The organism is Streptomyces cyslabdanicus (assembly GCF_052663305.1).
Window position 1 is genome coordinate 24193 of sequence record NZ_JBQRUW010000043.1, and the last position, 24613, is coordinate 48805.

Consider the following 24613-nt stretch of genomic DNA (forward strand, 5'->3'; position numbering starts at 1 on the left):
TATCAGACCGCCCTCATCAGCAGGGTCGCGGCGACCAGGAGTGCCGCACCGCCGAACATCGAGACCGCGTAGGAGCGCGCGAAGCCGTTCTGGAGCCGGCGCATCCGCCCGGACAGGCCGCCGACCGAGGCCGCCGTGCCATTGACGACTCCGTCGACCAGGGTGTGGTCGACGTACACCAGGGACCGCGTGAGGTGCTCACCGCCGCGGACCAGGACGACGTGGTTGAAGTCGTCCTGGAGCAGGTCCCGCCGGGCTGCCCGGGTGAGCAGCGACCCGCGCGGGGCGACGGCCGGGACCGGCTTGCGGCCGTACTGGGCCCAGGCGAGGGCCACGCCGACGACCAGGCACACCATCGTGGCGCCGGTGACCGTCCACGCGCTGAGCGGCGAGTTGCCCTCGCTGTGCCCGGTGACCGGCTCCAGCCAGTGCAGGAAGCGGTCGCCGATGCTGAAGAACGCGCCGCCCAGGACCGAGCCGACCGCCAGCACGATCATCGGGATCGTCATGGCCCTGGGCGACTCGTGCGGGTGCGGCTCGTTGCCGTTCCCCGCGGCGGAGCCGCTGTCGGACGCAGTGGGCTGCCAGCGCTTCTCGCCGAAGAACGTCATCAGCATCACGCGCGTCATGTAGAACGCCGTGATGGCCGCGCCCAGCAGGGCCGCGCCGCCGAGGATCCAGCCCTCGGCGCCGCCCTTGGCGAAGGCCGCCTCGATGATCTTGTCCTTGGAGAAGAAGCCGGACAGGCCCGGGAAGCCGATGATGGCGAGGTAGCCGAGGCCGAAGGTGACGAAGGTGATGGGCATGTACGAGCGCAGCCCGCCGTACCTGCGCATGTCCACCTCGTCGTTCATGCCGTGCATGACCGAACCGGCGCCGAGGAACAGCCCGGCCTTGAAGAAGCCGTGCGTCACCAGGTGCATGATCGCGAAGACGTAGCCGATGGGGCCGAGGCCCGCGGCCAGCACCATGTAGCCGATCTGCGACATGGTCGAGCCGGCCAGCGCCTTCTTGATGTCGTCCTTCGCGCAACCGACGATCGCACCGAACAGGAGCGTGACCGCGCCGACGACGGTGACCACGAGCTGGGCGTTCGGCGCCGCGTTGAAGATCGCCGCGGAGCGGACGATGAGGTAGACGCCCGCCGTCACCATGGTCGCGGCGTGGATGAGGGCCGAGACCGGGGTCGGGCCCTCCATCGCGTCGCCGAGCCAGGACTGCAGCGGCACCTGGGCCGACTTGCCACAGGCGGCGAGCAGCAGCATCAGCGCGATGGCGGTGAGCTTGCCCTCGGAGGCGTCGCCGACGTGACTGAACACCGGTCCGAAGGCGAAGCTGCCGAACGTCACGAACATCAGCATGATCGCGATGGACAGGCCCATGTCGCCGACCCGGTTGACCAGGAAGGCCTTCTTCGCCGCGGTCGCCGCGCTGGGCTTGTGCTGCCAGAAGCCGATCAGCAGGTAGGAGGCGAGACCGACGCCCTCCCAGCCGACGTACAGCAGCAGGTAGTTGTCGGCGAGGACGAGCAGCAGCATCGCCGCGAGGAACAGGTTGAGGTAGCCGAAGAAGCGGCGGCGCCGCTCGTCGTGCTCCATGTACGCGACCGAGTACAGGTGGATCAGCGAGCCGACACCGGTGATCAGCAGGACGAACGTCATCGACAGCTGGTCCAGCCGGAACGTGACGTCCGCCTGGAAGCCGGACACCGGGATCCAGCTGAACAGGTGCTGGGTCAGGGTTCGGTGGTCGGCGCTTCTGCCGAGCAGGTCGGCGAAGAGGACCAGGCCGATCACGAAGGAGACGGCCGCGAGCAGGGTGCCGAGCCAGTGGCCGACGGCGTCGAGTCGCCGGCCGCCGACCAGGAGGACGGCCGCTCCGAGCAGGGGCGCCGCGATCAGCAGCGCAATCAGGTTCTCCACGATTCTTCCGACCCCTTACAGCTTCATCAGGCTGGCGTCGTCGACCGAGGCCGAGTGGCGGGAACGGAACACCGACACGATGATCGCGAGCCCGACCACGACCTCCGCTGCGGCGACGACCATCGTGAAGAACGCGATGATCTGGCCGTCGAGGTTGCCGTGCATCCGGGAGAAGGTGACGAGCGTGAGGTTGCAGGCGTTCAGCATCAGCTCGATGCACATGAAGACCACGATGGCGTTGCGCCGGATCAGTACGCCGGTGGCGCCGATCGTGAACAACAGGGCGGCGAGGTAGAGGTAGTTCACGGGGTTCACTTCGACGCCTCCTCGGACTGCTTGAAGGCCGTCGGCTCGATCTCGGTGCGCTCGAGGCGTTCCGCGGCGCGCTGCTCCAGGGCCTTGAGGTCGTTGAGGGCCTCGGCCGAGACGTCACGGATCTGCCCGCGCTCGCGCAGCGTCTTGCTGACGGTGAGCTCGGACGGGGTGCCGTCGGGCAGCAGTCCGGCGATGTCCACGGCGTTGTGCCGGGCGTAGACGCCGGGCGCCGGCAGCGGCGGTACGTGCGTGCCCTCACGCACGCGCTGCTCGGACAGCTCGCGCTGGGTCCTGGCCCGCTCGGTGCGCTCCCGGTGGGTGAGCACCATGGCGCCGACGGTGGCCGTGATCAGCAGGGCGCCGGTGAGTTCGAAGGCGAAGACGTACCGGGTGAACAGGAGGGAGGCCAGACCCTCCACGTTGCCGCCCGCGTTGGCCCTGCCGATGCCGTTGAACTCCTTCAGGGAGGCGTTGGCGATGCCGGCGACGAGCAGGATGCCGAAGCCGAGCCCACACAACAGGGCCAGCCAGCGCTGGCCCTTGATGGTCTCCTTCAGGGAGTCCGCCGCGGTCACGCCGACGAGCATCACCACGAACAGGAACAGCATCATGATCGCGCCGGTGTAGACGACGATCTGCACGATGCCCAGGAAGTAGGCGCCGTTGGTGAGGTAGAACACCGCCAGGACGATCATGGTGGCGGCCAGGCACAGCGCGCTGTGCACGGCCCGCTTCATGAAGACGGTGCACAGGGCGCCGATCACCGCGACGGTGCCGAGCACCCAGAACTGGAAGGCCTCTCCGGTGGAGGTGGAGTAGGCGGCGAGCTGCGCGCTCATGCGTCAGCCCCCTGTTCCTCGGGCCTCTCACCCTTGGAGACGGCGACCTGGCGCACCGTGCCCGGCGCGGCCTCCGTCACCAGGCCCCGGTAGTAGTCCTGCTCGTCCGTCCCCGGGTAGATGGCGTGCGGTGTTTCGACCATGCCCTCTTCGAGACCGGCGAGCAGCTGCTCCTTGGTGTAGATGAGGTTGGCGCGGCTGGAGTCGGCGAGTTCGAACTCGTTGGTCATCGTCAGCGCGCGCGTGGGGCACGCCTCGATGCACAGGCCGCACAGGATGCAACGGGCGTAGTTGATCTGGTACACGCGCCCGTACCGCTCGCCCGGCGAGTAGCGCTCCTCGTCGGTGTTGTCGGCGCCTTCCACGTAGATGGCGTCGGCGGGGCACGCCCAGGCGCACAGCTCGCAGCCGACGCACTTCTCCAGGCCGTCCGGATGGCGGTTGAGCTGGTGCCGTCCGTGGAAGCGCGGAGCCGTGGTCTTCTGCTGCTCCGGGTACTGCTCGGTCAGCCGCTTCTTGAACATGGCCTTGAAGGTCACACCGAAGCCGGCCACGGGGTTCAGGAAACCGGGTTTGGTCTCCTTGGGCTCCTCAGCCATCGGACGCCTCCTTTCCATCCAGAGGTCCGTCACTGGCAGTGTCCGACCCACCACTGACAATCAACTCCCGCTCTCCCCCACGCTCGAATTCGCTCGCGCGGGGGGACCCCCTCCGCGAGCGGCGCCGCGGCACCGGCGGCAGTTCCTGCCCCGGCAGCGGCGGTACGGGGAATCCGCCGGCCATCGCGTCGAAGGCGGCCGGCCCGGCCTCGGGCTTCTCCGCGTCCTTCGCCCGCTCGCGGAACATGTCGGCGACGAAGGACAGGATCAGCACCGTCAGCACCGCACCGGCGACGTAGAGGGCGATGTCGGTGAAGCCGTAGTTCTGGTTCCGCAGCACCCGGACGGTCGCGACGAGCATCAGCCAGACCACGGAGGCCGGGATGAGGACCTTCCAGCCGAGCTTCATCAGCTGGTCGTAGCGGACCCGCGGGAGCGTGCCGCGCAGCCAGATGAAGAAGAACAGCAGCAATTGGACCTTGATCACGAACCAGAGCAGCGGCCACCAGCCGTGGTTGGCGCCCTCCCAGAAGGTGCTGATCGGCCAGGGGGCCCGCCAGCCGCCCAGGAAGAGCGTGGTCGACACCGCGGAGACCGTCACCATGTTCACGTACTCGGCGAGCATGAACATCGCGAACTTGATCGACGAGTACTCGGTGTTGAAGCCACCGACCAGGTCGCCCTCGGACTCCGGCATGTCGAACGGCGCGCGGTTGGTCTCCCCGACCATCGTGACGATGTAGAGGACGAACGAGACCGGCAGCAGCAGGATGTACCAGCGGTCGTGCTGCTGCTCGACGATCGTCGACGTGGACATCGAGCCCGAGTACAGGAAGACCGAGGCGAACGCGGCGCCCATGGCGATCTCGTAGGAGATCATCTGCGCGCAGGACCGCAGGCCGCCCAGGAGCGGGTAGGTCGATCCGGAGCTCCAGCCCGCCAGCACGATGCCGTAGATGCCGACGGAGGCGACCGCGAGGATGTACAGCATCGCGATCGGCAGGTCGGTCAACTGCATCGCGGTGCGGTGGCCGAAGATCGAGACCTCGTTGTTCGCCGGTCCGAAGGGGATCACGGCGATCGCCATGAACGCCGGGATGGCCGCGACGATCGGCGCGAGGACGTAGACCACCTTGTCCGCGCGCTTGACGACGACGTCCTCCTTGAGCATCAGCTTCACGCCGTCGGCGAGCGACTGGAGCATGCCCCAGGGCCCGTTCCGGTTGGGGCCGATGCGCAGCTGCATCCAGGCGACGACCTTGCGCTCCCAGACGATGGAGAACAGCACGGTCACCATCAGGAAGGCGAAGCAGAACACCGCCTTGACGACGACCAGCCACCAGGGATCGGTGCCGAACATCGACAGGTTCTCAGCGGCGAGGTACGGGCTCATGCCTCCACCTCCTTGGGGGCCTCGGTCGAGGACGTCGCCGGGCCGATGCGGACGAGGGAGCCGGGCAGCGCCCCGGTGTCGGAGGTGACGCCCCCGCCGACGGAGTTCAGCGGGAGCCACACCACCCGGTCGGGCATCTCGGTGATCTCCAGCGGGAGTTCGACCGTTCCGGCCGGACCGGTCACGGCGAGCACGGCGGAGTCCGCGACGCCCGCCTCGGCGGCCGTGGCGGCCGACACGCGCGCGCGTGCGGCGTGCCGGGTTCCGGCGAGCGCCTCGTCGCCCTCCTGGAGGACACCCTGGTCGAGCAGCAGCCGGTGCCCCGCGAGCACGGCCTCCCCGGCGGCCGGCCGCGGTGCCGGGCCCGCGCTGCCCTCCGGGTCGGTGGCGCGCGGCCCGGTCCAGGCACCCAGCCGGTCCAGCTCGGCGCGCACGGTCCGCAGGTCCGGCAGACCCAGGTGGACGTCCATGGCGTCGGCCAGCATCTGGAGCACGCGCGCGTCGGTGGGCGCCAGGGTGCGGGTCATCTGGTCGGGCTTGAGCGCGGCCTCGAAGGAGCGGACCCGGCCCTCCCAGTTGAGGAAGGAACCGGCCTTCTCGGCGACGGCGGCGACGGGCAGGACCACGTCCGCGTGTGCGGTGACCTCGCTGGGCCGCAGCTCCAGCGACACCACGAAGCCCGCCTCGGACAGGGCCGCACGCGCGCGTGCCGGATCGGGCAGGTCGGCGACCTCCACGCCGGCGACGAGCAGGGCCTGGAGCTGGCCCGCCGCCACGGCCTCGACGATCTGTCCGGTGTCGCGGCCGTAGCGGTGCGGGAGCTCGGCGACGCCCCAGAGCGCGGCGACCTCCTCCCGCGCGCGCGGATCGGTGGCCGGGCGCCCGCCCGGCAGCAGCGACGGCAGCGCGCCGGCCTCGACGGCGCCGCGCTCACCGGCCCGGCGCGGCATCCACACCAGCTGTGCGCCGGTCGCGGCGGCGGCCCGTACGGCGGCGGTCGGGCCGCCGGCGACCGAGGCGAGCCGCTCGCCGACGACGATGACCGCGCCCTCGGCCCGCAGGGCCTCGGCGGCCCGGGTGCCGTCGTCCTCCAGTCCGACGCCGCCGGCCAGCGCGTCCAGCCACTCGCTCTCGGTGCCGGGCGCGGCCGGCAGCAGGGTGCCGCCCGTCTTCTCCAGGCCCCGGGTGGCGTGCGCGGCCAGCGCGAACACCTTCTGCCCGTGCCCCCGCCAGGCCTTGCGCAGCCGGAGGAAGACGCCGGGCGCCTCCTCCTCGGACTCGAGCCCGACGAGCAGCACGGCGGGCGCCTTCTCCAGCGCGGTGTACGTGACACCGCCGCCGTCGAGGTCCCGGCCTCGGCCGGCGATCCGGGAGGCGAGGAAGTCGGCCTCCTCGCCGCTGTGCACGCGCGCGCGGAAGTCGATGTCGTTGGTGTCGAGCGCGACGCGCGCGAACTTGCTGTACGCGTAGGCGTCCTCGACGGTGAGCCGGCCGCCGGTGAGGACACCGGTCCGCCCGCGCGAGGCGAGCAGGCCCTGGGCGGCGATCTCCAGCGCCTCCGGCCAGGACGCCGGCACCAGCTCGCCCTCGGGGTTGCGCACCAGCGGTGTGGTCAGGCGGTCCTTCAGCTGCGCGTACCGGAACGCGAAGCGCCCCTTGTCGCAGATCCACTCCTCGTTGACCTCGGGGTCGTTGGCGGCGAGCCGCCGCATGACCTTGCCGCGCCGGTGGTCGGTGCGGGTGGCGCAGCCGCCCGAGCAGTGCTCGCACACCGACGGCGAGGAGACCAGGTCGAAGGGGCGGGAGCGGAAGCGGTACGCCGCCGAGGTGAGCGCCCCGACGGGGCAGATCTGGATGGTGTTGCCGGAGAAGTACGACTCGAAGGGGTCGCCCTCGCCGGTGCCGACCTGCTGGAGCGCGCCCCGCTCGATCAGCTCGATCATCGGGTCGCCGGCGATCTGGTTCGAGAACCGGGTGCAGCGGGCGCACAGCACGCACCGCTCCCGGTCGAGCAGCACCTGCGTGGAGATCGGCACGGGCTTCTCGTAGGTCCGCTTCTTGCCCTCGAAGCGGGACTCGGCGTTGCCGTGCGACATGGCCTGGTTCTGCAGCGGGCACTCGCCGCCCTTGTCGCAGACCGGGCAGTCCAGCGGGTGGTTGATGAGCAGCAGCTCCATCACACCGTGCTGGGCCTTCTCGGCGACCGGAGAGGTGAGCTGGGTCCTGACGACCATCCCGTCCGTGCAGGTGATCGTGCAGGAGGCCATCGGCTTGCGCTGGCCCTCGACCTCCACGATGCACTGGCGGCAGGCGCCGGCCGGGTCGAGCAGGGGGTGGTCGCAGAACCGGGGGATCTCGATGCCGAGCTGTTCGGCGGCCCGGATGACCAGGGTGCCCTTGGGCACGCTGATCTCGGCTCCGTCGATCGTCAGCGTCACGAGATCGTCCGGCGGGACCGCCGCCTCTCCCCCGCCCGCGGGAGCGTTGGTGGTCACGGTCATGGGTTCACCTCCGTGCGATCGGCCCAGGCCGTGGACTTGGCCGGGTCGAAGGGGCAGCCCCGGCCCGTGATGTGCTGCTCGTACTCCTCGCGGAAGAACTTCAGGGAGGAGAAGATCGGGGAGGCGGCACCGTCACCGAGGGCGCAGAAGGACTTGCCGTTGATGTTGTCGGCGATGTCGTTCAGCTTGTCGAGGTCGGACATCGCGCCCTTGCCGGCCTCGATGTCCCGCATCAACTGCACCAGCCAGTACGTTCCTTCACGGCACGGCGTGCACTTGCCGCAGGACTCGTGGGCGTAGAACTCGGTCCACCGGGTCACCGCCCGCACCACGCACGTCGTCTCGTCGAAGCACTGGAGGGCCTTGGTGCCGAGCATCGAGCCCGCGGCGCCCACGCCCTCGTAGTCGAGCGGCACGTCGAGGTGCTCGTCGGTGAACATCGGCGTGGAGGAACCGCCCGGCGTCCAGAACTTCAGCCGGTGCCCGGGGCGCATGCCGCCGCTCATGTCGAGCAGCTGACGCAGCGTGATGCCGAGCGGGGCCTCGTACTGGCCGGGGTTCGCGACATGGCCGCTGAGCGAGTAGAGCGTGAAGCCGGGGGACTTCTCGCTGCCCATCGACCTGAACCAGTCCTTGCCGTGGTGCAGGATCGCGGGAACCGACGCGATGGACTCGACGTTGTTCACCACAGTGGGGCACGCGTAGAGGCCGGCGACGGCCGGGAAGGGAGGACGCAGCCGCGGTTGGCCACGGCGGCCCTCGAGCGAGTCCAGCAGCGCGGTCTCCTCACCGCAGATGTACGCGCCGGCGCCGGCGTGCACGGTGAGGTCGAGGTCGAGGCCGCTGCCCAGGACGTTCTTGCCGAGGTAGCCGGCCGCGTAGGCCTCGCGTACGGCCGCGTGCAACCGCCGCAGTACGGGGACGACTTCGCCCCGCAGGTAGATGAAGGCATGCGACGACCTGATGGCGTAGCACGCGATGACGATGCCCTCGATGAGGCTGTGCGGGTTCGCGAAGAGGAGCGGGATGTCCTTGCAGGTCCCGGGCTCCGATTCGTCGGCGTTGACAACGAGATAGTGCGGCTTGCCATCGCCCTGGGGAATGAACTGCCACTTCATTCCCGTGGGGAACCCGGCGCCGCCGCGGCCGCGCAGACCGGATTCCTTGACGTACGCGATCACGTCGTCCGGCGACATGGCGAGCGCCTTGCGGAGTCCCTCGTACCCCTCGTGCCTCCGGTAGACGTCCAGCGTCCAGGACCTGTCCTCGTCCCAGAAGGCCGACAGCACGGGTACGAGCAGCTTCTCGGGGCTGCTCTCGTCGATTTCCGGTGCCAAGGTCATCCCTCCCCCTCCTCTCCGACTGCGTCCTGCGGTGCGGCGTCCTGCGGTCCGCCGTCACGGGGGTGGACCACGCGCGCGGGTGCGGCCTCTCCCTTGGCCAGGCGCAGGCCCACCAGCGAGGCGGGTCCGGCGCTGCCGCCGGACTCCGTCGCCCCTTCGCGCTCGTCGGGGAAGCCGGCCAGGATCCGGGCGGTCTCCTTGAACGTGCACAGGGGCGCGCCGCGCGTGGGCGTCACCGCCCGGTCCGCGCGCAGGTCGTCGACCAGGCGCTTGACGGTCGCCGGGGTCTGGTTGTCGAAGAACTCCCAGTTGACCATCACGACCGGCGCGTAGTCGCAGGCCGCGTTGCACTCGATGTGCTCCAGGGTGACCTTGCCGTCGTCGGTGGTCTCGCCGTTGCCGACGCCGAGGTGCTCCTGGAGGGCCTCGAAGATGGCGTCGCCGCCCATCACGGCGCACAGGGTGTTGGTGCAGACCCCCACCTGGTAGTCGCCGGACGGCTTGCGCCGGTACATGGTGTAGAAGGTGGCGACGGCGGTGACCTCGGCCGTGGTCAGGCCGAGCACCTCCGCGCAGAACCGCATCCCGGCGCGCGTGACGTAGCCCTCCTCCGACTGCACCAGGTGCAGCAGCGGCAGCAGGGCGGACCGGGAGTCGGGGTAGCGGGCGACGATCTCGCGCGCGTCCCGCTCGAGCCGCGTGCGGACGTCGTCCGGGTAGTCGGGCGCGGGCAGTTCGGGCATGCCCAGGCTGACGCCCCGCTCCGAAGGACTGGTGGTCACCGGTCGACGCCTCCCATCACGGGGTCGATGGACGCGACGGCGACGATGACGTCGGCGACCTGGCCGCCCTCGCACATCGCCGCCATCGCCTGAAGGTTGGTGAAGGACGGGTCCCGGAAGTGGACCCGGTAGGGGCGGGTGCCTCCGTCGGAGACGACGTGCACTCCGAGTTCGCCCTTGGGCGACTCGACCGCCGCGTACGCCTGTCCCGGCGGGACGCGGAAGCCCTCGGTGACCAGCTTGAAGTGGTGGATCAGGGCCTCCATGGAGGTGCCCATGATCTTCTTGATGTGGTCGAGGGAGTTGCCCAGTCCGTCCGGTCCCAGGGCGAGCTGGGCGGGCCAGGCGATCTTCTTGTCGGCGACCATGACCGGGCCCGGCTCCAGCCGGTCCAGGCACTGCTCGACGATCCTGAGCGACTGGCGCATCTCCTCCAGGCGGATCAGGAAGCGGCCGTAGGAGTCGCAGGTGTCGGCGGTCGGGATGTCGAAGTCGTAGGTCTCGTAGCCGCAGTAGGGCTGGGTCTTGCGCAGGTCGTGCGGCAGGCCGGTGGAGCGCAGGATCGGGCCGGTGGCGCCGAGGGCCATGCAGCCGGCCAGGTCGAGGTAGCCGACGTCCTGCATCCGGGCCTTGAAGATGGGGTTCCCGGTGGCGAGCGCGTCGTACTCCGGGAGGTTCTTCGTCATCTTCTTCACGAACTCGCGGATCTGGTCCACCGCGCCGGGCGGCAGGTCCTGGGCGAGTCCGCCGGGCCGGATGTACGCGTGGTTCATCCGGAGGCCCGTGATGAGCTCGTAGAGGTCGAGAATCATTTCACGATCACGGAATCCGTAGATCATGATCGTGGTGGCGCCCAGCTCCATGCCGCCGGTGGCGATGCACACCAGGTGGGAGGAGAGCCGGTTCAGCTCCATCAGGAGCACCCGGATGATCTTGGCGCGCTCGGTGATCTGGTCCTCGATGCCGAGGAGTTTCTCGACGGCGAGGCAGTAGGCGGTCTCGTTGAAGAAGGACGTCAGGTAATCCATGCGCGTGACGAAGGTGGTGCCCTGCGTCCACGTGCGGAACTCGAGGTTCTTCTCGATGCCGGTGTGCAGATAGCCGATGCCGCAGCGGGCCTCGGTGACCGTCTCGCCGTCGATCTCCAGGATCAGCCGGAGCACGCCGTGGGTGGACGGGTGCTGGGGGCCCATGTTGACGACGATGCGCTCGTCGTCGGCGCGGGCCGCGGACCGGGCGACCTCGTCCCAGTCGCCACCGGTGACCGTGTAGACCGTGCCCTCGGTGGTCTCGCGCGCCGAGGCGGACGAGGGGGTGTGCGTGCTCATGAGTACGACCTCCGCTGGTCCGGAGCCGGGATCTGGGCGCCCTTGTACTCGACGGGGATGCCGCCGAGGGGATAGTCCTTGCGCTGCGGATGGCCCTGCCAGTCGTCCGGCATCATGATCCGCGTCAGGGCCGGGTGGCCGTCGAAGACGATCCCGAAGAAGTCGTACGTCTCGCGCTCGTGCCAGTCGTTGGTCGGATAGACGGGGACCAGCGACGGGACGTGCGGGTCGGCGTCGGGGGCGCTGACCTCCAGGCGGACCAGCCGGTTGTGGGTGATCGAGCGCAGGTGGTACACGGCGTGCAGCTCGCGGCCCTTGTCCTGCGGGTAGTGGACACCGCTGACGCCGGTGCACAGCTCGAAGCGCAGGGCGGGGTCGTCGCGCAGGGTGCGGGCGACGCGCACCAGGTGCTCGCGCTCGATGTGGAAGGTCAGTTCGCCGCGGTCGACGACCGTCTTCTCGATCGCGTTCTCCGGGAGGAGGCCCTGCTCCTCCAGCGCGCCCTCGAGTTCGTCGGCGATCTCGTCGAAGGCTCCGCCGGGGCCGCCGTAGGGACGGCTCGCCGGGCCCGGGAGCCGGACCGAGCGGACCAGGCCGCCGTAGCCGGAGGTGTCGCCGCCGTTGTTGGCGCCGAACATGCCGCGCTGGACGCGGATCTCCTCGCCACCCTGGCCGCGCTGGCCGGGGAGGTTGTCGGCTGACAGGTCCTTCTCGGGGTTCACCCCGTTCGCGGACCCGTTCACGTCCTTGCCGTGTCCGTCGCTCATCGCAGCAGCCCCTTCATCTCGATCGTGGGCAGGGCCTTGAGCGCGGCCTCCTCCGCCTCGCGGGCGGCCTCCTCGGCGTTCACGCCGAGCTTGGTGGACTGGATCTTCTGGTGCAGCTTGAGGATCGCGTCCATCAGCATCTCGGGCCGGGGCGGACAGCCCGGCAGGTAGATGTCGACCGGCACGATGTGGTCGACGCCCTGGACGATCGCGTAGTTGTTGAACATGCCGCCCGAGGAGGCGCAGACGCCCATCGAGATCACCCACTTGGGGTTGGGCATCTGGTCGTAGACCTGCCGCAGGACCGGCGCCATCTTCTGGCTGACCCGGCCGGCCACGATCATCAGGTCCGCCTGGCGGGGCGAACCGCGGAAGACCTCCATGCCGAAGCGCGCCAGGTCGTAGCGGCCGGCGCCGGTGGTCATCATCTCGATCGCGCAGCAGGCGAGGCCGAAGGTGGCCGGAAAGACGGACGCCTTGCGCACCCAGCCCGCGGCCTGCTCGACGGTCGTCAGCAGGAAGCCGCTCGGCAGCTTTTCTTCGAGTCCCATGTCGTTAAAGGCCCCTCAGTCCCATTCCAGGCCGCCGCGCCGCCATACGTACGCGTACGCGACGAAGACGGTGAGCACGAAGAGCAGCATCTCCACGAGCCCGAATACACCCAGGGCGTCGAAGGTGACGGCCCACGGGTAGAGGAAGACGATCTCGATGTCGAAGACGATGAAGAGCATCGCCGTCAGGTAGTACTTGATGGGGAAGCGCCCGCCGCCGGCCGGCGTGGGGGTCGGCTCGATACCGCACTCGTACGCCTCGAGTTTGGCGCGGTTGTACCGCTTCGGTCCGATCAGCGTGGCCATGACCACGGAGAAGATCGCAAAGCCTGCCCCGAGGGCTCCCAGTACGAGGATGGGCGCATACGCGTTCACCGCTCCTCGCTCCTCTCAGTCGGCACTGACTGCTGGCGGTCGCTGGGCCCACAGCCGCCTCACCGGCCCCCCGATCCCCGGCCCGTTCGACCAAGATCGAGAACATGTGAAGCAGGTCACAAGCCCAACTGCCTCGCATCCTATGCCCGACGCTCTGTGATCTGCGACACGGGGTATTGCATGGACTTTGTGATCTCCACCACCTGACGAACGATCATCAAGTCGGATGAGCGGTGATCTTCGCACGCGAAGCACCTGTGTGATCACTACTGGTCACATTTTACCTCGTATTTGCAGGTCGGAGAGGGTGTGCACTATCAGATGCACGGAGTCCGGCGCAAAGTGGCGAACGGTGTCAAGACCTTGATATGGGCCCTCTTTTCACACATCAGAGGGACGGCGGCGCGGGATGTGGACACGTTCACCCGCTCACAAGCCGAGCGGTGCGACACAGGAGGCCGCTCGGGCGCACTTTCACCAATGGGGCGCAAGTGACAAATGGGACCGGTGAGTCAGCCCGCGCGTCGGCCGCGCGGACGCACCGCGGGGCGGTGGCCGTTCCGTGACCTCCGTCACGTCCATGAGAGAACTCTGAGAGTCGGGCTTGGCCAACGATCCACACGGATGGTAGGTCCGGAGCAATTCGGGCGTAACAGCGAAAGACCATGATCAAAGGCATGATCACGTCCGCCCGCAATGTCCGTTACGGCGTCAATAAGGAACCTCGGCACCGGGATTTGCCCGCCCCGTTGAGCAAATGTGGCGCACCACACGTTTCTTGAAGATATGAAGGAGCCCCTGGTACCGGTTGTTCCCATGTCCCACACCGCTCACATACGCAGCCACCGGAAGCCCCGCCGTAGCGCGTCGAGAGTCGCGATGCGGGCCGGAGTGGCCGGCGGCGTCCTCGGCACCCTGGCAGTGGCCGGCTCGTCGGCCTCGGCGAACGCCGCCGAGCCGGTGACCCAGACCCTCGAACTCCCCACGCTGACCGCCGACCTGGCCGCCCAGGTGGCCCAGTCGGCGGACGCCACGGAGCAGGCCGCCGCCAACTACCGGCTCGGCGCCGAACGCGACGCGGCCGCCGCAAAGGCCGCGAAGCAGGCCAAGGCGGACCTTGCCGACGCCAAGAAGAAGGCGGAGGCCCGCAAGAAGGCCGCCGAGGCCGCCCGGAAGAGGGCCGCCGCCCGCGCGGCCGCCGAGCGCGCCTCGCGCACGACCGATCGGCCGACGCTCAGCGCCTCGGTGGGCGTCGGCAGCACCTCCACGAGCGTGTCCACGGCGACCGGTTCGGCCGCGGCGGTCATCTCGTTCGTCAAGGCCCAGGTCGGCAAGGCCTACGTCTCCGGCGCCACCGGCCCGTCCGCCTACGACTGCTCCGGCCTGGTGCAGACCGCCTTCAAGCAGGTCGGCATCAGCCTCCCGCGGGTCTCCCAGGACCAGTCGACCGCCGGTACCCAGGTGTCGCTGTCCAACCTCCAGCCGGGCGACATCCTCTACTGGGGCGGCGCGGGCAGCGCGTACCACGTGGGTGTCTACGTCGGTGACGGTATGTTCGTCGGTGCGCAGAACCCGTCCACGGGCGTCGTCGAGCGTCCGCTGTCCTACGACCCGCCGTCCGGCGCGGTCCGGGTGCTCTGAGGACGCCCGCGCACTGCCGTGACGACTGAAGGGCCGCAGCCGCTCGGGGGCAGCGGCCCTTCGGTCCGTCACCGATTCGCCCGTTTCGCCGGCTTCACCCGCTGACGCGAACGTTCACCCCCTATGACACGAACGTTCGTCCCCTGAGACGCGAACGGGGCCGGCTCGCCCACGAGCCGGCCCCGTTGTCGTCCCCGCGGGTGCTACGCCTTCGGGGCCACCTTGCTCAGGCCGTTGATGATGCGGTCCATCGCGTCGCCGCCCGTCGGGTCGGTGAGGTTGGCCAGGAGCTTGAGGGTGAACTTCATCAGCAGCGGGTGGGTCAGCCCGCGCTGGGCGGCGATCTGCATGACCTTCGGGTTGCCGATGAGCTTCACGAAGGCGCGGCCCAGCGTGTAGTAGCCGCCGTAGGTGTCCTTCAGGATCCGCGGGTAGCGCCGCAGGGCGAGCTCGCGCTGCGCCGGGGTGGCCCGGGAGTGGGCCTGGACGATGACGTCGGCGGCGAGCTGGCCGGACTCCATCGCATAGGCGATGCCCTCGCCGTTGAACGGGTTGACCAGGCCACCCGCGTCGCCGACGAGCAGCAGGCCCCGCGTGTAGTGGGGCTGGCGGTTGAAGGCCATGGGCAGGGCGGCGCCGCGGATCGGTCCTGTCATGTTGTCCGGGGTGTAGCCCCAGTCCTCGGGCATCGACGCGCACCAGGCCTTGAGGACCTCGCGCCAGTCCAGCTCCTTGAAGGACTCGGAGGTGTTGAGCACGCCCAGGCCGACGTTGGAGGTGCCGTCGCCCATGCCGAAGATCCAGCCGTAGCCGGGCAGCAGCCGGTCCTGGGGGCCGCGCCGGTCCCACAGCTCCAGCCAGGACTCCAGGTAGTCGTCTTCGTGGCGGGGGCTGGTGAAGTACGTGCGCACCGCGACGCCCATCGGGCGGTCCTCGCGGCGGTGCAGTCCCATCGCCAGGGACAGCCGGGTGGAGTTGCCGTCGGCGGCGACCACGAGCGGCGCGTGGAAGGTGACCTCGCGCTTTTCCTCACCCAGCTTGGCCCTGACCCCGGTGATGCGGCCGGTGCGGTCGTCGACGAGGGGCGCGGACACGTTGCAGCGCTCGAACAGCCGGGCGCCCGCCTTCTGCGCCTGCCGGGCGAGCTGCTCGTCGAAGTCGTCGCGCTTGCGCACGAGCCCGTAGTCGGGGAAGGAGGCGAGGTCGGGCCAGTCCAGCTGGAGGCGGACACCTCCGCCGACGATCCTCAGGCCCTTGTTGCGCAGCCAGCCGGCCTCCTCGGAGATGTCGACGCCCATCGCGACGAGCTGCTTGACGGCGCGTGGGGTGAGACCGTCGCCGCAGACCTTCTCCCTCGGGAACTCGGTCTTCTCCAGCAGGAGTACGTCGAGTCCGGCCCGGGCGAGGTGGTAGGCGGTGGTGGACCCGGCCGGCCCCGCGCCCACGACGATCACATCGGCGGTGTTCTCGGAGAGGGGCTCAGTCACGGACACGGCGGGATCTCCCCAAGGTTCGGAATCTGTGTGCCGACCGGCACTGGACATGGGCAGTCTATGCAGCAGAATTGATCACCCGGCTGAAGGGCTGCCCCGTGAACCGAGCTCTCCCCGTCGTACGACTGCGTGTCCCCACCGATGAGGACGCCGTCACCTGGCACCGGATCTTCGCCGACCCGGACGTGATGGAGTTCCAGGGCGGCCGTCCCGCCGAGCTGTCCGCCTACGAGGAGCTGACCGCCCGTCAGCGGCGGCACGACGCCGAACGCGGCTTCTGCCTGTGGACGATGCTCGACGAGTCCGGCCGGGTCATCGGCTTCACGGGTGCCCAGCCGTGGGAGCGGGACTGGGGCCCCACGGGCGAGATCGAGATCGGCTGGCGGCTCGGCCGCGAGCACTGGGGGCGCGGATACGTCACGGCGGCCGCCCGGATGACCCTGGAGCGGCTGCGCACGGCCGGCCTGACGAGCGTGGTGGCCATGGTCGACGCCCGCAACCAGCGGTCCATCGCGGTCACCGAACGCCTCGGCATGCGCCTGGCGGAGACCTTCGTGACGCCGACGTCGCAGCGGCAGGGCCACTGCTACCGGCTGGAGCTGTGACCACAACTGATTACTTTGGGTAGTCAATTGTCACAGAAAGGCACCCGGCGCTTCCGGGTGGCACCCCTGGCCGGTTACCCTGCCGGTACCGCTGGGGGTGACGTCTGTGTACAGGACACCCGAGACACCCGAAGTGCGCGTGCCGCGCCTGGTCGGACTGATGGCCGTGGACGCGCGCGAGACCGCCCGGGCCCAGGGCCTGTTCCTCAACGCGCCGGACCGCCCGGACTTCTTTCGCACGGTCGTCGACCACGTCGTCCGCCAGTACCCGCAGCCCGGCGCCGAGGTGCCGCGGGACTCCCTCGTGTACGTGTGGTTCGACTTCGGCGCGGGCGAGGGTGGCGGAGGCGTCCGCGAGCCGCGCCTGACGCGACCGCCCACCGGGGGCCTCCAGCGCGAACTCGACGAACCGGGCGATCCGTACGCGGTCAGTCCCGTGTGACGGTCCGGGCGGCCGTCAGGCCTTGAACCCCCGGTGCAGGGACACGATCCCGCCGCTGAGGTTGCGCCAGGCCACCTTCGACCAGCCGGCGGTGCGCAGCAGCCCGGCCAGCGCGGGCTGGTCGGGCCAGGCCCGGATGGACTCGGCGAGGTAGACGTAGGCGTCCGGGTTGGAGGACACCGCGCGCGCCACGGGCGGCAGGGCGCGCATCAGGTACTCGGTGTAGACGGTGCGGAACGGCGCCCAGGTGGGGTGGGAGAACTCGCAGATGACCACCCGGCCGCCGGGCCGGGTCACCCGGTACATCTCGCGCAGGGCCGTCTCGGTGTCCTGCACGTTGCGCAGCCCGAAGGAGATGGTGACAGCGTCGAAGGTGTCGTCCTTGAACGGCAGCCGCGTCGCGTCGCCCGCCGTGAACGGCAGCCAGGTGTGCCGCCGCTTGCCGACCCGGAGCATCCCGAGCGAGAAGTCGCAGGGGACCACGTAGGCGCCGGCGCGGGTGAAGGGCAACGAGGAGGTGGCCGTGCCGGCGGCGAGATCGAGGATCTTCTGCGCGGGCCGGGCGTCGACCGCCCTGGCGACCTCCTTCCGCCACCGCCGGTCCTGCCCCAGGGACAGCACGTCGTTGGTCAGGTCGTACCGATCCGCCACGTCGTCGAACATCGAGGCGACGTCGTGCGGCTGCTTCTCCAGGGATGCGCGGGTCACCGGCCCATTGTGGCAGGCGGGGGTGACGCCCGGCCGAAGTGCCCCGGCGCCACGGCTTTGGATGGCAGGCTCGAAGACGCGGCTCCCGGACCTGCCAGGCCCTCGATGAAGGCTCTGCTCGGTCCGGGATCCCGCTGTGTTTGGATTCCCGGACGGACGTCACGAAGGCTGGTGCATGCGCAATGAGGAGTTTCCTGACGCCGGCGGCCGGGCTCACCTGCCTGTTCGCCCTGGCCGCCACGGGCTGCTCCACGGCGTCCGGCGGCGCCTCGGACGGGGCGCCCGGATCCGGCACCTCGTACGCCCCGTACGTGAGCGCCACCACCGCTGCGGGCACCGACTCCGCGGGCTCGCCCGGCACGTACAACCTCGCCTTCGTCATCTCCGGCGGCGGTGAGTGCACACCGCGGTGGGACGGCGTGTCCGGGACGGGCGACGCCGACGTGAGGTCCCGGATCGCGAAACTGAAGAAGTCGGGCGCCACGGTGCGCGTCTCCTTCGGCGGCGCCTCCGGCAAGGAGCTGGCGACGACCTGTGACAGCCCCTCCGCGCTGGCCGACGCGTACGGCAAGGCACTGGACGCGGCGGGCTCGTCCCAGGCCGACTTCGACATCGAGGGCCGCACGTTGACCGACGCCGCCTCCGTCGACCTGCGCTCGCGGGCGATCGCGCGCCTTCAGAAGCAGCGTCCCGACCTGGAGGTGTCCTTCACGCTGCCCGTCATGCCCTCCGGGCTGGACTCCCACGGCCTGGCCCTGCTGGAGTCCGCGAACGAGCGCGACGTCCAGGTCGCGACCGTCAACCTCATGACCATGAACTACGCCGAGTCCTACACCGGCGACATGGGCGACTACGCCCTCACCGCCGCGAAGGCCGCCCACACCCAGCTGAAGAAGGTCTTCGGCCTCTCGGACGCCGCCGCCTGGGAGGGCATGGCGCTCACCTCGATGATCGGCGCCAACGACATCGCCGGCGAGACCTTCACGCTCGAGGACGCGGCCCAGGTGCGCTCCTTCGCCGAGAAGAAGGGGATCGCCTGGGTGTCGATGTGGTCCACCTTCCGCGACCGGCAGTGCGTCAAGGGCGCCCCGTCCCGGGACGACGCGGCGACCGACTGCAGCGGAGTGCGGCAGAAGCCGGGGGCGTTCGGCCGGGCGTTCGGCGGCTGAGACGGGCGGGCGCTCCACCGCTGGGACGGGCCGGCGCTCCACCGCTGGGACGGGCCGGCGCTCCGTCGCTGGGACGGGAGTTCGGCGGCTGAGCCCGGCGGCGGCCTCAGCGCCTGCGGTGCACCAGGCGCCCCGCGCACACCGTGGCGAGGCAGGCGCCGTCGTCGTCGAAGACGGCGAGGTCGGCACGGCCGCCCTCCACCACCGCCGCCGGCCGGGACCCGGCGAGGACGGCGACGTCGTTGCGGGCGGCGGCCTCCCGCACCCCGGACGCGTCCGCGTACCCGGCGAGCACGGCCGTCGCGCCGAGCTTGAGGACCGCGTGGACACGCTCGCGCGGACTCGGCGCGTCGGGCAGCGGCCCTTCGTGGACGCGCGCGGGCCCGAGCACGCCCGGCCAGCGCCGCACGCGCGCGTGCGGAAACCGCCGCTCCAGTTCGGCGAGCGTCCCCACGGCCGCGACCCGGGCGCCCTCGACGGCGACCGCGCCGCCCTCGACGGGTTCCGCGTCCCAGCCGGCGCGGACCTCGTCGGCCGCGTGAATCGTCAGCACCGGTACCTCGTACCTCAGTTGGAGGTGAGCAGCTTCAGCTCGGGGTGGGCCGTCCCGCCCGCGATCGCCGTCGACGAGATGTGGGACATCACGCGGTCGTCGACCGGGTCGTTCGCCGGGTCGTCGTGGACGACGAGGTGCTCGTACGTCGTCGCCCGCTGCGCCGGGACCCGCCCCGCCTTCCGGATCAGCTCGATGATCTCCATCCGGTTGGACCGGTGCTTGGCGCCGGCCGACGACACGACGTTCTCCTCGAGCATGATCGAGCCCAGGTCGTCGGCGCCGTAGTGCAGGGTCAGTTGGCCGACTTCCTTGCCCGTGGTCAGCCAGGAGCCCTGGATGTGCATCACGTTGTCGAGGAAGAGGCGCGCGATGGCGATCATCCGCAGGTACTCGAAGAGGGTGGCCTGTGTACGGCCCTTCAGGTGGTTGTTCTCCGGCTGGTAGGTGTACGGGATGAACGCCCGGAAGCCGCCGGTGCGGTCCTGCACGTCACGGATCATCCGCAGGTGCTCGATCCGCTCGGCGTTGGTCTCACCGGTGCCCATGAGCATCGTCGAGGTGGACTCCACCCCCAGCCGGTGCGCGGTCTCCATGATCTCCAGCCAGCGTTCCCCGGACTCCTTCAGCGGGGCGATGGCCTTGCGCGGCCGCTCCGGCAGCAGTTCGGCGCCGGCGCCGGCGAAGGAGTCCAGGCCGGCCGCGTGGATGCGCGTGATGGCCTCCTCCACCGACACACCCGAGATCCGCGCCATGTGCTCCACCTCGGAGGCGCCCAGCGAGTGGATCACCAGCTGCGGGAAGGCCTCCTTGATGGCGCTGAAGTGCTTCTCGTAGTACTCGACGCCGTAGTCCGGGTGGTGGCCGCCCTGGAACATGATCTGCGTGCCGCCGAGTTCGACGGTCTCGGCGCAGCGCCGCAGGATGTCGTCGAGGTCGCGGGTCCACCCCTTGGCGGTGTCCTTGGGGGCGGCGTAGAAGGCGCAGAACCTGCACGCCGTGACGCACACGTTCGTGTAGTTGATGTTGCGCTCGATGATGTACGTCGCGATGTGCTCGGTGCCCGCGTACTTCCGGCGGCGCACGGCGTCGGCAGCGGCGCCCAGCGCGTGCAGCGGCGCGTCGCGGTAGAGGTCGAGCGCTTCCTCGGGGCTGATCCGTCCGCCCGCGGCGGCACGGTCGAGGACGGACTGAAGGTCGGCCTTCTCGGTCACCGGGCGTCCCTTTCGCAAGGTTCGTAAGGGGTTGTGGACGGACCGAACCAGCCTACGCCAGGCGTTTCACGGCGGGGTCCTCAGGTTGCGTACGCGCCGATCAGGACGGCGGTGAAGGCACCCGCGAGCAGGAACGGCCCGAACGCGATCGCCGTCTTGCGGCCGGCCCGCCGTACGACGACGAGCGCGCCGCCGTACAGCGCGCCGAACAGGAACCCGGCGAAGGTGCCCAGCATGACGGTGGGCCAGCCGTACCAGCCGAGGACGGCGCCCGCCCCGAGCGCCAGTTTCACGTCGCCGAACCCCATCCCGGCGGGGTTGACGAGGAACAGCACGAAGTAGCAGCCGCCGAGCGCGAGCGCGCCGTACAGGGCGGTCGGCCAGTGACCGGCGTGCCCGGGGACCAGGGCGGCCATGCCGAGGAACGCGAGGGCGGCGCCCGCGAGGGGCAGGGTCAGCACGTCGGGCAGCCGCCGCACCCGCGCGTCGACCACCGCGAGCAGGACGCCGACCGGCGCGAGCACCAGCCAGACGACGAGTTCGGGCCGGGCACCGGTGGCGGCGGCGAGCGCGGCACAGACCAGGGCGGTACCGACGGCCGTCGACAGGGCGCGGGGGCCGTAGGGGGCGCTGTCGCGGGTGGGGGTGGGAATGGGGGTCGGGGTGGCGGTGGGGGTGACTGCCGAGCCGTCGGCTGAGGCGGCGGCCGGGTCGTCGGCAGAGGCGACAGCCGGACCGTCGGCAGGAGCGGCAGCCGGGCCGTCAACACAGGCGGCAGCTGAGCCATCGGCAGGAGCGGCAGCCGGGCCGTCAACACAGGTGGCAGCTGAGCCGTCGGCGGGGGCGGCGGCCGGATGGTCGGCAGCGGCCGCGGCGCACTGCCCGCACCGCCCGCGCCCCACCCAGCCCCGTACGGGATGCCCGTCCGGGCAGTGCTCCCGCCAGGCCTCCCCCGACGGCACGGAGAACCGGTACGCGGCCCGTGGCAGCGACGCGCCCGCCACCGCGCCCCACAGCGCGGCGGCGGCGACCAGCGGCAGCCCGGCCGGCGGCACGGCGCTCAGCCCGCCGCGGCGACGGCGCTGCGCCAGGTCGGCAGCAGTTCGTCGAGCAGGGCCTCGGTGCGCGGCGGCAGGCCACGCGCGCCGCCGCGGCCGACGAGGTCGGTGGCGAGCGCCTCGAGGCGGGCGGTGTCGCCGGTGGCGTGCGTGGCGCGCAGCAGCTCGTTCCACAGGCGCTCGTCGGCCGGGGCGGTGCGCAGCGCGGCGTCCAGCGCCTCGATCGCCTTCTGAGCGCGGTCCTTCTCCAGGTGGAAGGAGGACAGGGCGAGCCCGATGTCCGCGACGATGAGGGGCAGTTGGGCCTCGACGATCTCGTGGGTGAGCCACCGGTAGCGGCCCTCGGGCCGGTCGGCGAGCAGCGGTCCGCGCACCACCACCAGCGCGTCGGTGAGCAGCCGTCCGCGTACGGCCCGGCTCTGAGCGCCCTTGCCCTGCGTGGCCTCGTGGTACAGCGAGCGCAGCACGTCCAGGTCGGAGACGACGGACTTGGCGAGGGTGAGCCGGCCGGCGTCGTCCGTACCCAGCCGGGGGGTGCCGTCGGGGTCGGTGCCGAGCCAGGAGCGCAGCCGCTCGACGAGCGCGTCCCGCACGTCGTCGGTGACCCCGCGCGGCCACAACGCGGAGGACAGCACCCGCGGATGCACGCCCTCCCGGTGCAGGAGCAGCAGCGCCAGCGCCTCGTGCAGCAGCGCGCTGCGCTCGTCGTCCGGGGTGTCGAGGCCGATGATCTCGTACGGGCCCACGAGCCGCGCGTACACCGCGGGCCGCCCCTGCTCGCTGATGTCGACGAGGAACGGCGGGGTGGGCGCCGGCCCGTCGGGCCCGCTCTCCGGGTCGGCCTCGACGAACAGCTCGACCACCGCCCGCTGTTCGGCCGACGGCAGCATCTGGGCGTCGAGTTCGAGCCCGAGCAGCGGGGCGAGCAGCCTGCCCTCGGCGGTGATCTCCATCTCCCAGGCGGCGCCGGGCAGTTCACCGGAGTCGGCGCCAACGAGGTAGCCGATGCCCAACCGGCTGGCGTCGGCGGCGAGTTCGGCGAGCCTGCGGGCGTCCTCGGCCGAGGGCTCGGCGGCCAGCAGCACCAGCTGCGGGGCCCAACGGGTGTGCTGGGCGGGCCCGGTGCGGCCGGTGAGGACGGAGTCGTGTCCGGCGGCGCCCAGTGCGCCGCGCCGCTGCCGCGTCTCGGCCTCCATGGTCTCCAGGAGCGCCTCGACGTCGTCGAGGTGGCGCAGCCGGCTGGGGGCGAGCGGGGTGAGGTCCTCACCGAAGCCGACGACGGTCACGGTCATGCGGTCCGACCAGCCGTTGGTGGCGAGTTCGGCGGCGACGGAGGCGAACACGGCGGCCCGGTCGGCGGCGCGGCCGCTCAGCGAGACGATGCCGGGCACGGCCTCCAGGTTGAGCAGCAGGCGGGAGTCGTCCATGGTGCCGAGGCTGACCAGCCCCGGGTACGGAGCGGCGGTGTCGGCGTCCTCGTACTGCTCGGCGTCGGCGCGCGCCAGCATCCAGAACGTCTCGTCCTGCCCGGTCTGCCAGGGCGCCGGGGGCTTGCCGGCCGGCTGCGCGAGCTGGAGGTGCAGGTCGCCTCCGGTGAGCCAGGCGGCGTAGACGACGGGCAGCGGCCGGGACTCGGTGGCGAGGGCGGCGGCGAGTCCGCGCAGGGACCGGTCGAGCCGCCGTACGCCCTCGGGGTCGGCGCCCACCAGCAGCGCGTCCTGCACGTCCAGCGCGTCCCCGGTCGGCGTCGGCGGCTCCATGCCGCGCCGCCCGCCGACGGCACCGAGCGCCGACTGCCACAGCGCCTGCCGGCGCCGGTGGCCGAGTGCGCCGAGGAGACCGGCGGCGAGGAGCGGGGCTGCGAGGAGGGCTTCGGGCAGCCCGAAGGAACGCCCGGCGGAGGCGGGGGTGGCGGCGGTGGCGCCACCGTGCTGCTGCCCCTGTCCCTGCCCGGTGTCGGGGGCGGGCCGCTGGGCGGGAACGGAGGCGTGGGCGCCGCCGCCCTGCTGCTGGCCGCCGCCCTGGGCGTGGTCGCCGGTCTTGGCGTAGTCGTGGATCTGCTGCTGCACCTGCTCGGAGACGCCGGGCGCGCCGTCGGGCAGCTCGACGAGCTCGCCGCCGTGCGCGTCCGCGGGCATCTCCATGATCCAGCCGGGCCGGATGAGGCTGGCCTCGGACAGCCGGGAGCCGTCGGGCTGGACCCGGTCCTTGTTGAGCTCGTAGATCTCCTTGTACCGGCGCCCGTCGCCGAGGTGCCGCTGGGCGATCTCCCACAGGGAGTCGTGGTGGCGTCCCTCGGGCGGCTGGATCCGGTAGTACTTCGTGTCGCCCTGCTTGGCCTCCGCCTTCGCGGCGGCGCTCGCGGCCTGCTCGGCGACGGCCGCCGCGGTGTTCGCGGCCTGCTCCCGCTGCTGCCCGAACAACCCGCCCGGCGTCTGCTGCGCGGCGGCGACGGTCCCCTTCTGGTTCCCCTCCAGGCTGTGCCCGAGCTGCGACAGGCCCGGCGTGAGGCTGGCGGCCGTGGCCCCGACGAGCAGCAGCGCGGCGACGAGCTGCCGCGCGAGCAGCTGGCTGGGTCCGGACCCGGGCACCCGCCCGGGCACCCCGACCCCGGAGAGCGCGGCCTTCATCTCCACGAGCACACAGGCGGTGAACTGCGCCCAGGCGAGCCAGACGACGACCGTCAGGATGTTCAGGAAGGTCTGGACGGTGATCTCCTGCTGGAGCCAGTCCAGGCTCGGCACTCCGTGCGGCAGCGGCCATCCGAACTGCACGGCCAGCGCCAGTGGTACGCCGACGAGCAGGACGAGCAGGGCCAGGAAGGCGAGGAACGCCTTCACGAAGTCCCCGACCGTGCGCCGCCGCACCCGCACCGGCTGCGGCGTCCGGTTCCTCGGGGCCGTCGAGCTTCCCGTCGGGCTTCCCGTCGGGCTTCCCGTCGAGCTTGAACTACGGCGTCGCGGCATGGCGGGTGTCCTGATGGTGTGTGAAGTGGGCGCGATACAGGGGGCGTAC

The 24613-nt window shown here is 71.0% G+C and carries 22 protein-coding genes; 4 read left to right on the plus strand and 18 right to left on the minus strand.

Annotation, left to right across the window (positions count from 1 at the left end; all coding sequences use genetic code 11):
• Positions 1–2: 2 nt before the first annotated feature.
• Genes nuoL through ACTYVM_RS25665 form a run of 12 tightly spaced genes read right to left on the minus strand, consistent with a single transcriptional unit; the run spans position 3 to position 12715 of the window.
• Positions 3–1922 (minus strand): NADH-quinone oxidoreductase subunit L, encoded by a 1920-nt coding sequence (nuoL, locus tag ACTYVM_RS25610; protein ID WP_445528219.1) that lies wholly within the window; start codon positions 1920–1922, stop codon positions 3–5.
• Between the two features lie 15 nt (positions 1923–1937).
• Positions 1938–2237, minus strand: coding sequence for an NADH-quinone oxidoreductase subunit NuoK (nuoK, locus tag ACTYVM_RS25615; protein ID WP_400033082.1), 300 nt, complete (start codon positions 2235–2237; stop codon positions 1938–1940).
• Complete coding sequence (locus ACTYVM_RS25620; protein WP_445528220.1) at positions 2234–3076, minus strand: NADH-quinone oxidoreductase subunit J; 843 nt, start codon at positions 3074–3076, stop codon at positions 2234–2236. Before ACTYVM_RS25620 ends, nuoK begins: the two co-directional genes overlap by 4 nt.
• The gene (nuoI, locus tag ACTYVM_RS25625) at positions 3073–3675 is read right to left on the minus strand and encodes an NADH-quinone oxidoreductase subunit NuoI (protein WP_445528221.1); all 603 of its coding nucleotides are present in this window, start codon (positions 3673–3675) and stop codon (positions 3073–3075) included. Before nuoI ends, ACTYVM_RS25620 begins: the two co-directional genes overlap by 4 nt.
• Positions 3668–5068 carry an NADH-quinone oxidoreductase subunit NuoH gene (gene nuoH, locus ACTYVM_RS25630; RefSeq protein ID WP_445528222.1) on the minus strand — a complete coding sequence of 467 codons (1401 nt, stop codon included), beginning with the start codon at positions 5066–5068 and terminating at the stop codon, positions 3668–3670. The genes nuoI and nuoH overlap by 8 nt, the downstream gene beginning before the upstream one ends.
• The gene (locus ACTYVM_RS25635) at positions 5065–7569 is read right to left on the minus strand and encodes an NADH-quinone oxidoreductase subunit G (RefSeq protein ID WP_445528223.1); all 2505 of its coding nucleotides are present in this window, start codon (positions 7567–7569) and stop codon (positions 5065–5067) included. The genes nuoH and ACTYVM_RS25635 overlap by 4 nt, the downstream gene beginning before the upstream one ends.
• Positions 7566–8912, minus strand: a complete 1347-nt coding sequence (gene nuoF, locus ACTYVM_RS25640; RefSeq protein ID WP_445528224.1) for an NADH-quinone oxidoreductase subunit NuoF — start codon at positions 8910–8912, stop codon at positions 7566–7568. Before nuoF ends, ACTYVM_RS25635 begins: the two co-directional genes overlap by 4 nt.
• A complete protein-coding gene (gene nuoE, locus ACTYVM_RS25645) occupies positions 8909–9694 on the minus strand; it encodes an NADH-quinone oxidoreductase subunit NuoE (RefSeq protein ID WP_445528225.1) in 786 nt (261 codons plus the stop codon). Before nuoE ends, nuoF begins: the two co-directional genes overlap by 4 nt.
• Positions 9691–11022 (minus strand): NADH-quinone oxidoreductase subunit D, encoded by a 1332-nt coding sequence (locus ACTYVM_RS25650; RefSeq protein WP_445528226.1) that lies wholly within the window; start codon positions 11020–11022, stop codon positions 9691–9693. The genes nuoE and ACTYVM_RS25650 overlap by 4 nt, the downstream gene beginning before the upstream one ends.
• Positions 11019–11789: an NADH-quinone oxidoreductase subunit C gene (locus tag ACTYVM_RS25655; protein ID WP_445528227.1), complete on the minus strand. Its 771-nt coding sequence runs from the start codon at positions 11787–11789 to the stop codon at positions 11019–11021. The genes ACTYVM_RS25650 and ACTYVM_RS25655 overlap by 4 nt, the downstream gene beginning before the upstream one ends.
• Positions 11786–12340, minus strand: a complete 555-nt coding sequence (locus ACTYVM_RS25660; protein ID WP_009190037.1) for a NuoB/complex I 20 kDa subunit family protein — start codon at positions 12338–12340, stop codon at positions 11786–11788. The genes ACTYVM_RS25655 and ACTYVM_RS25660 overlap by 4 nt, the downstream gene beginning before the upstream one ends.
• 15 nt (positions 12341–12355) lie before the next feature.
• On the minus strand, positions 12356–12715 hold the full coding sequence (locus ACTYVM_RS25665) for an NADH-quinone oxidoreductase subunit A (protein ID WP_007383963.1): 360 nt from the start codon (positions 12713–12715) through the stop codon (positions 12356–12358).
• Positions 12716–13531: 816 nt separating this feature from the next.
• On the opposite strand from ACTYVM_RS25665, the gene ACTYVM_RS25670 reads away from it, so the two are divergent.
• Entirely contained in the window at positions 13532–14356 is an 825-nt protein-coding gene (locus ACTYVM_RS25670) for a C40 family peptidase (RefSeq protein ID WP_445528228.1), read from the plus strand.
• 203 nt (positions 14357–14559) lie between these two features.
• Here ACTYVM_RS25670 and ACTYVM_RS25675 read toward each other — a convergent pair whose 3' ends face one another.
• Positions 14560–15900 carry a geranylgeranyl reductase family protein gene (locus tag ACTYVM_RS25675; protein ID WP_445528229.1) on the minus strand — a complete coding sequence of 447 codons (1341 nt, stop codon included), beginning with the start codon at positions 15898–15900 and terminating at the stop codon, positions 14560–14562.
• A 47-nt stretch (positions 15901–15947) separates the two neighbouring features.
• Between ACTYVM_RS25675 and ACTYVM_RS25680 the strand changes: the two genes are divergently transcribed.
• On the plus strand, positions 15948–16454 hold the full coding sequence (locus tag ACTYVM_RS25680; RefSeq protein WP_445528230.1) for a GNAT family N-acetyltransferase: 507 nt from the start codon (positions 15948–15950) through the stop codon (positions 16452–16454).
• A gap of 106 nt (positions 16455–16560) precedes the next feature.
• Positions 16561–16896, plus strand: coding sequence for a PASTA domain-containing protein (locus ACTYVM_RS25685; RefSeq protein ID WP_445528231.1), 336 nt, complete (start codon positions 16561–16563; stop codon positions 16894–16896).
• 15 nt (positions 16897–16911) lie between these two features.
• On the opposite strand, the gene ACTYVM_RS25690 is transcribed toward ACTYVM_RS25685, so the two are convergent.
• Positions 16912–17604 (minus strand): demethylmenaquinone methyltransferase, encoded by a 693-nt coding sequence (locus tag ACTYVM_RS25690; protein ID WP_445528232.1) that lies wholly within the window; start codon positions 17602–17604, stop codon positions 16912–16914.
• A gap of 182 nt (positions 17605–17786) precedes the next feature.
• Between ACTYVM_RS25690 and ACTYVM_RS25695 the strand changes: the two genes are divergently transcribed.
• Positions 17787–18773, plus strand: a complete 987-nt coding sequence (locus tag ACTYVM_RS25695) for a chitinase (protein ID WP_445528233.1) — start codon at positions 17787–17789, stop codon at positions 18771–18773.
• 106 nt (positions 18774–18879) lie between these two features.
• On the opposite strand, the gene ACTYVM_RS25700 is transcribed toward ACTYVM_RS25695, so the two are convergent.
• The 4 genes from ACTYVM_RS25700 to ACTYVM_RS25715 form a co-directional block, all read right to left on the minus strand.
• A complete protein-coding gene (locus ACTYVM_RS25700) occupies positions 18880–19326 on the minus strand; it encodes an imidazolonepropionase-like domain-containing protein (RefSeq protein WP_445528234.1) in 447 nt (148 codons plus the stop codon).
• Between the two features lie 14 nt (positions 19327–19340).
• The gene (gene mqnC, locus ACTYVM_RS25705; RefSeq protein WP_400033115.1) at positions 19341–20540 is read right to left on the minus strand and encodes a cyclic dehypoxanthinyl futalosine synthase; all 1200 of its coding nucleotides are present in this window, start codon (positions 20538–20540) and stop codon (positions 19341–19343) included.
• 80 nt (positions 20541–20620) lie between these two features.
• On the minus strand, positions 20621–21595 hold the full coding sequence (locus tag ACTYVM_RS25710; RefSeq protein WP_445528235.1) for a prepilin peptidase: 975 nt from the start codon (positions 21593–21595) through the stop codon (positions 20621–20623).
• A 5-nt stretch (positions 21596–21600) separates the two neighbouring features.
• Complete coding sequence (locus tag ACTYVM_RS25715; protein WP_445528236.1) at positions 21601–24564, minus strand: BTAD domain-containing putative transcriptional regulator; 2964 nt, start codon at positions 24562–24564, stop codon at positions 21601–21603.
• Positions 24565–24613 lie beyond the last annotated feature (49 nt).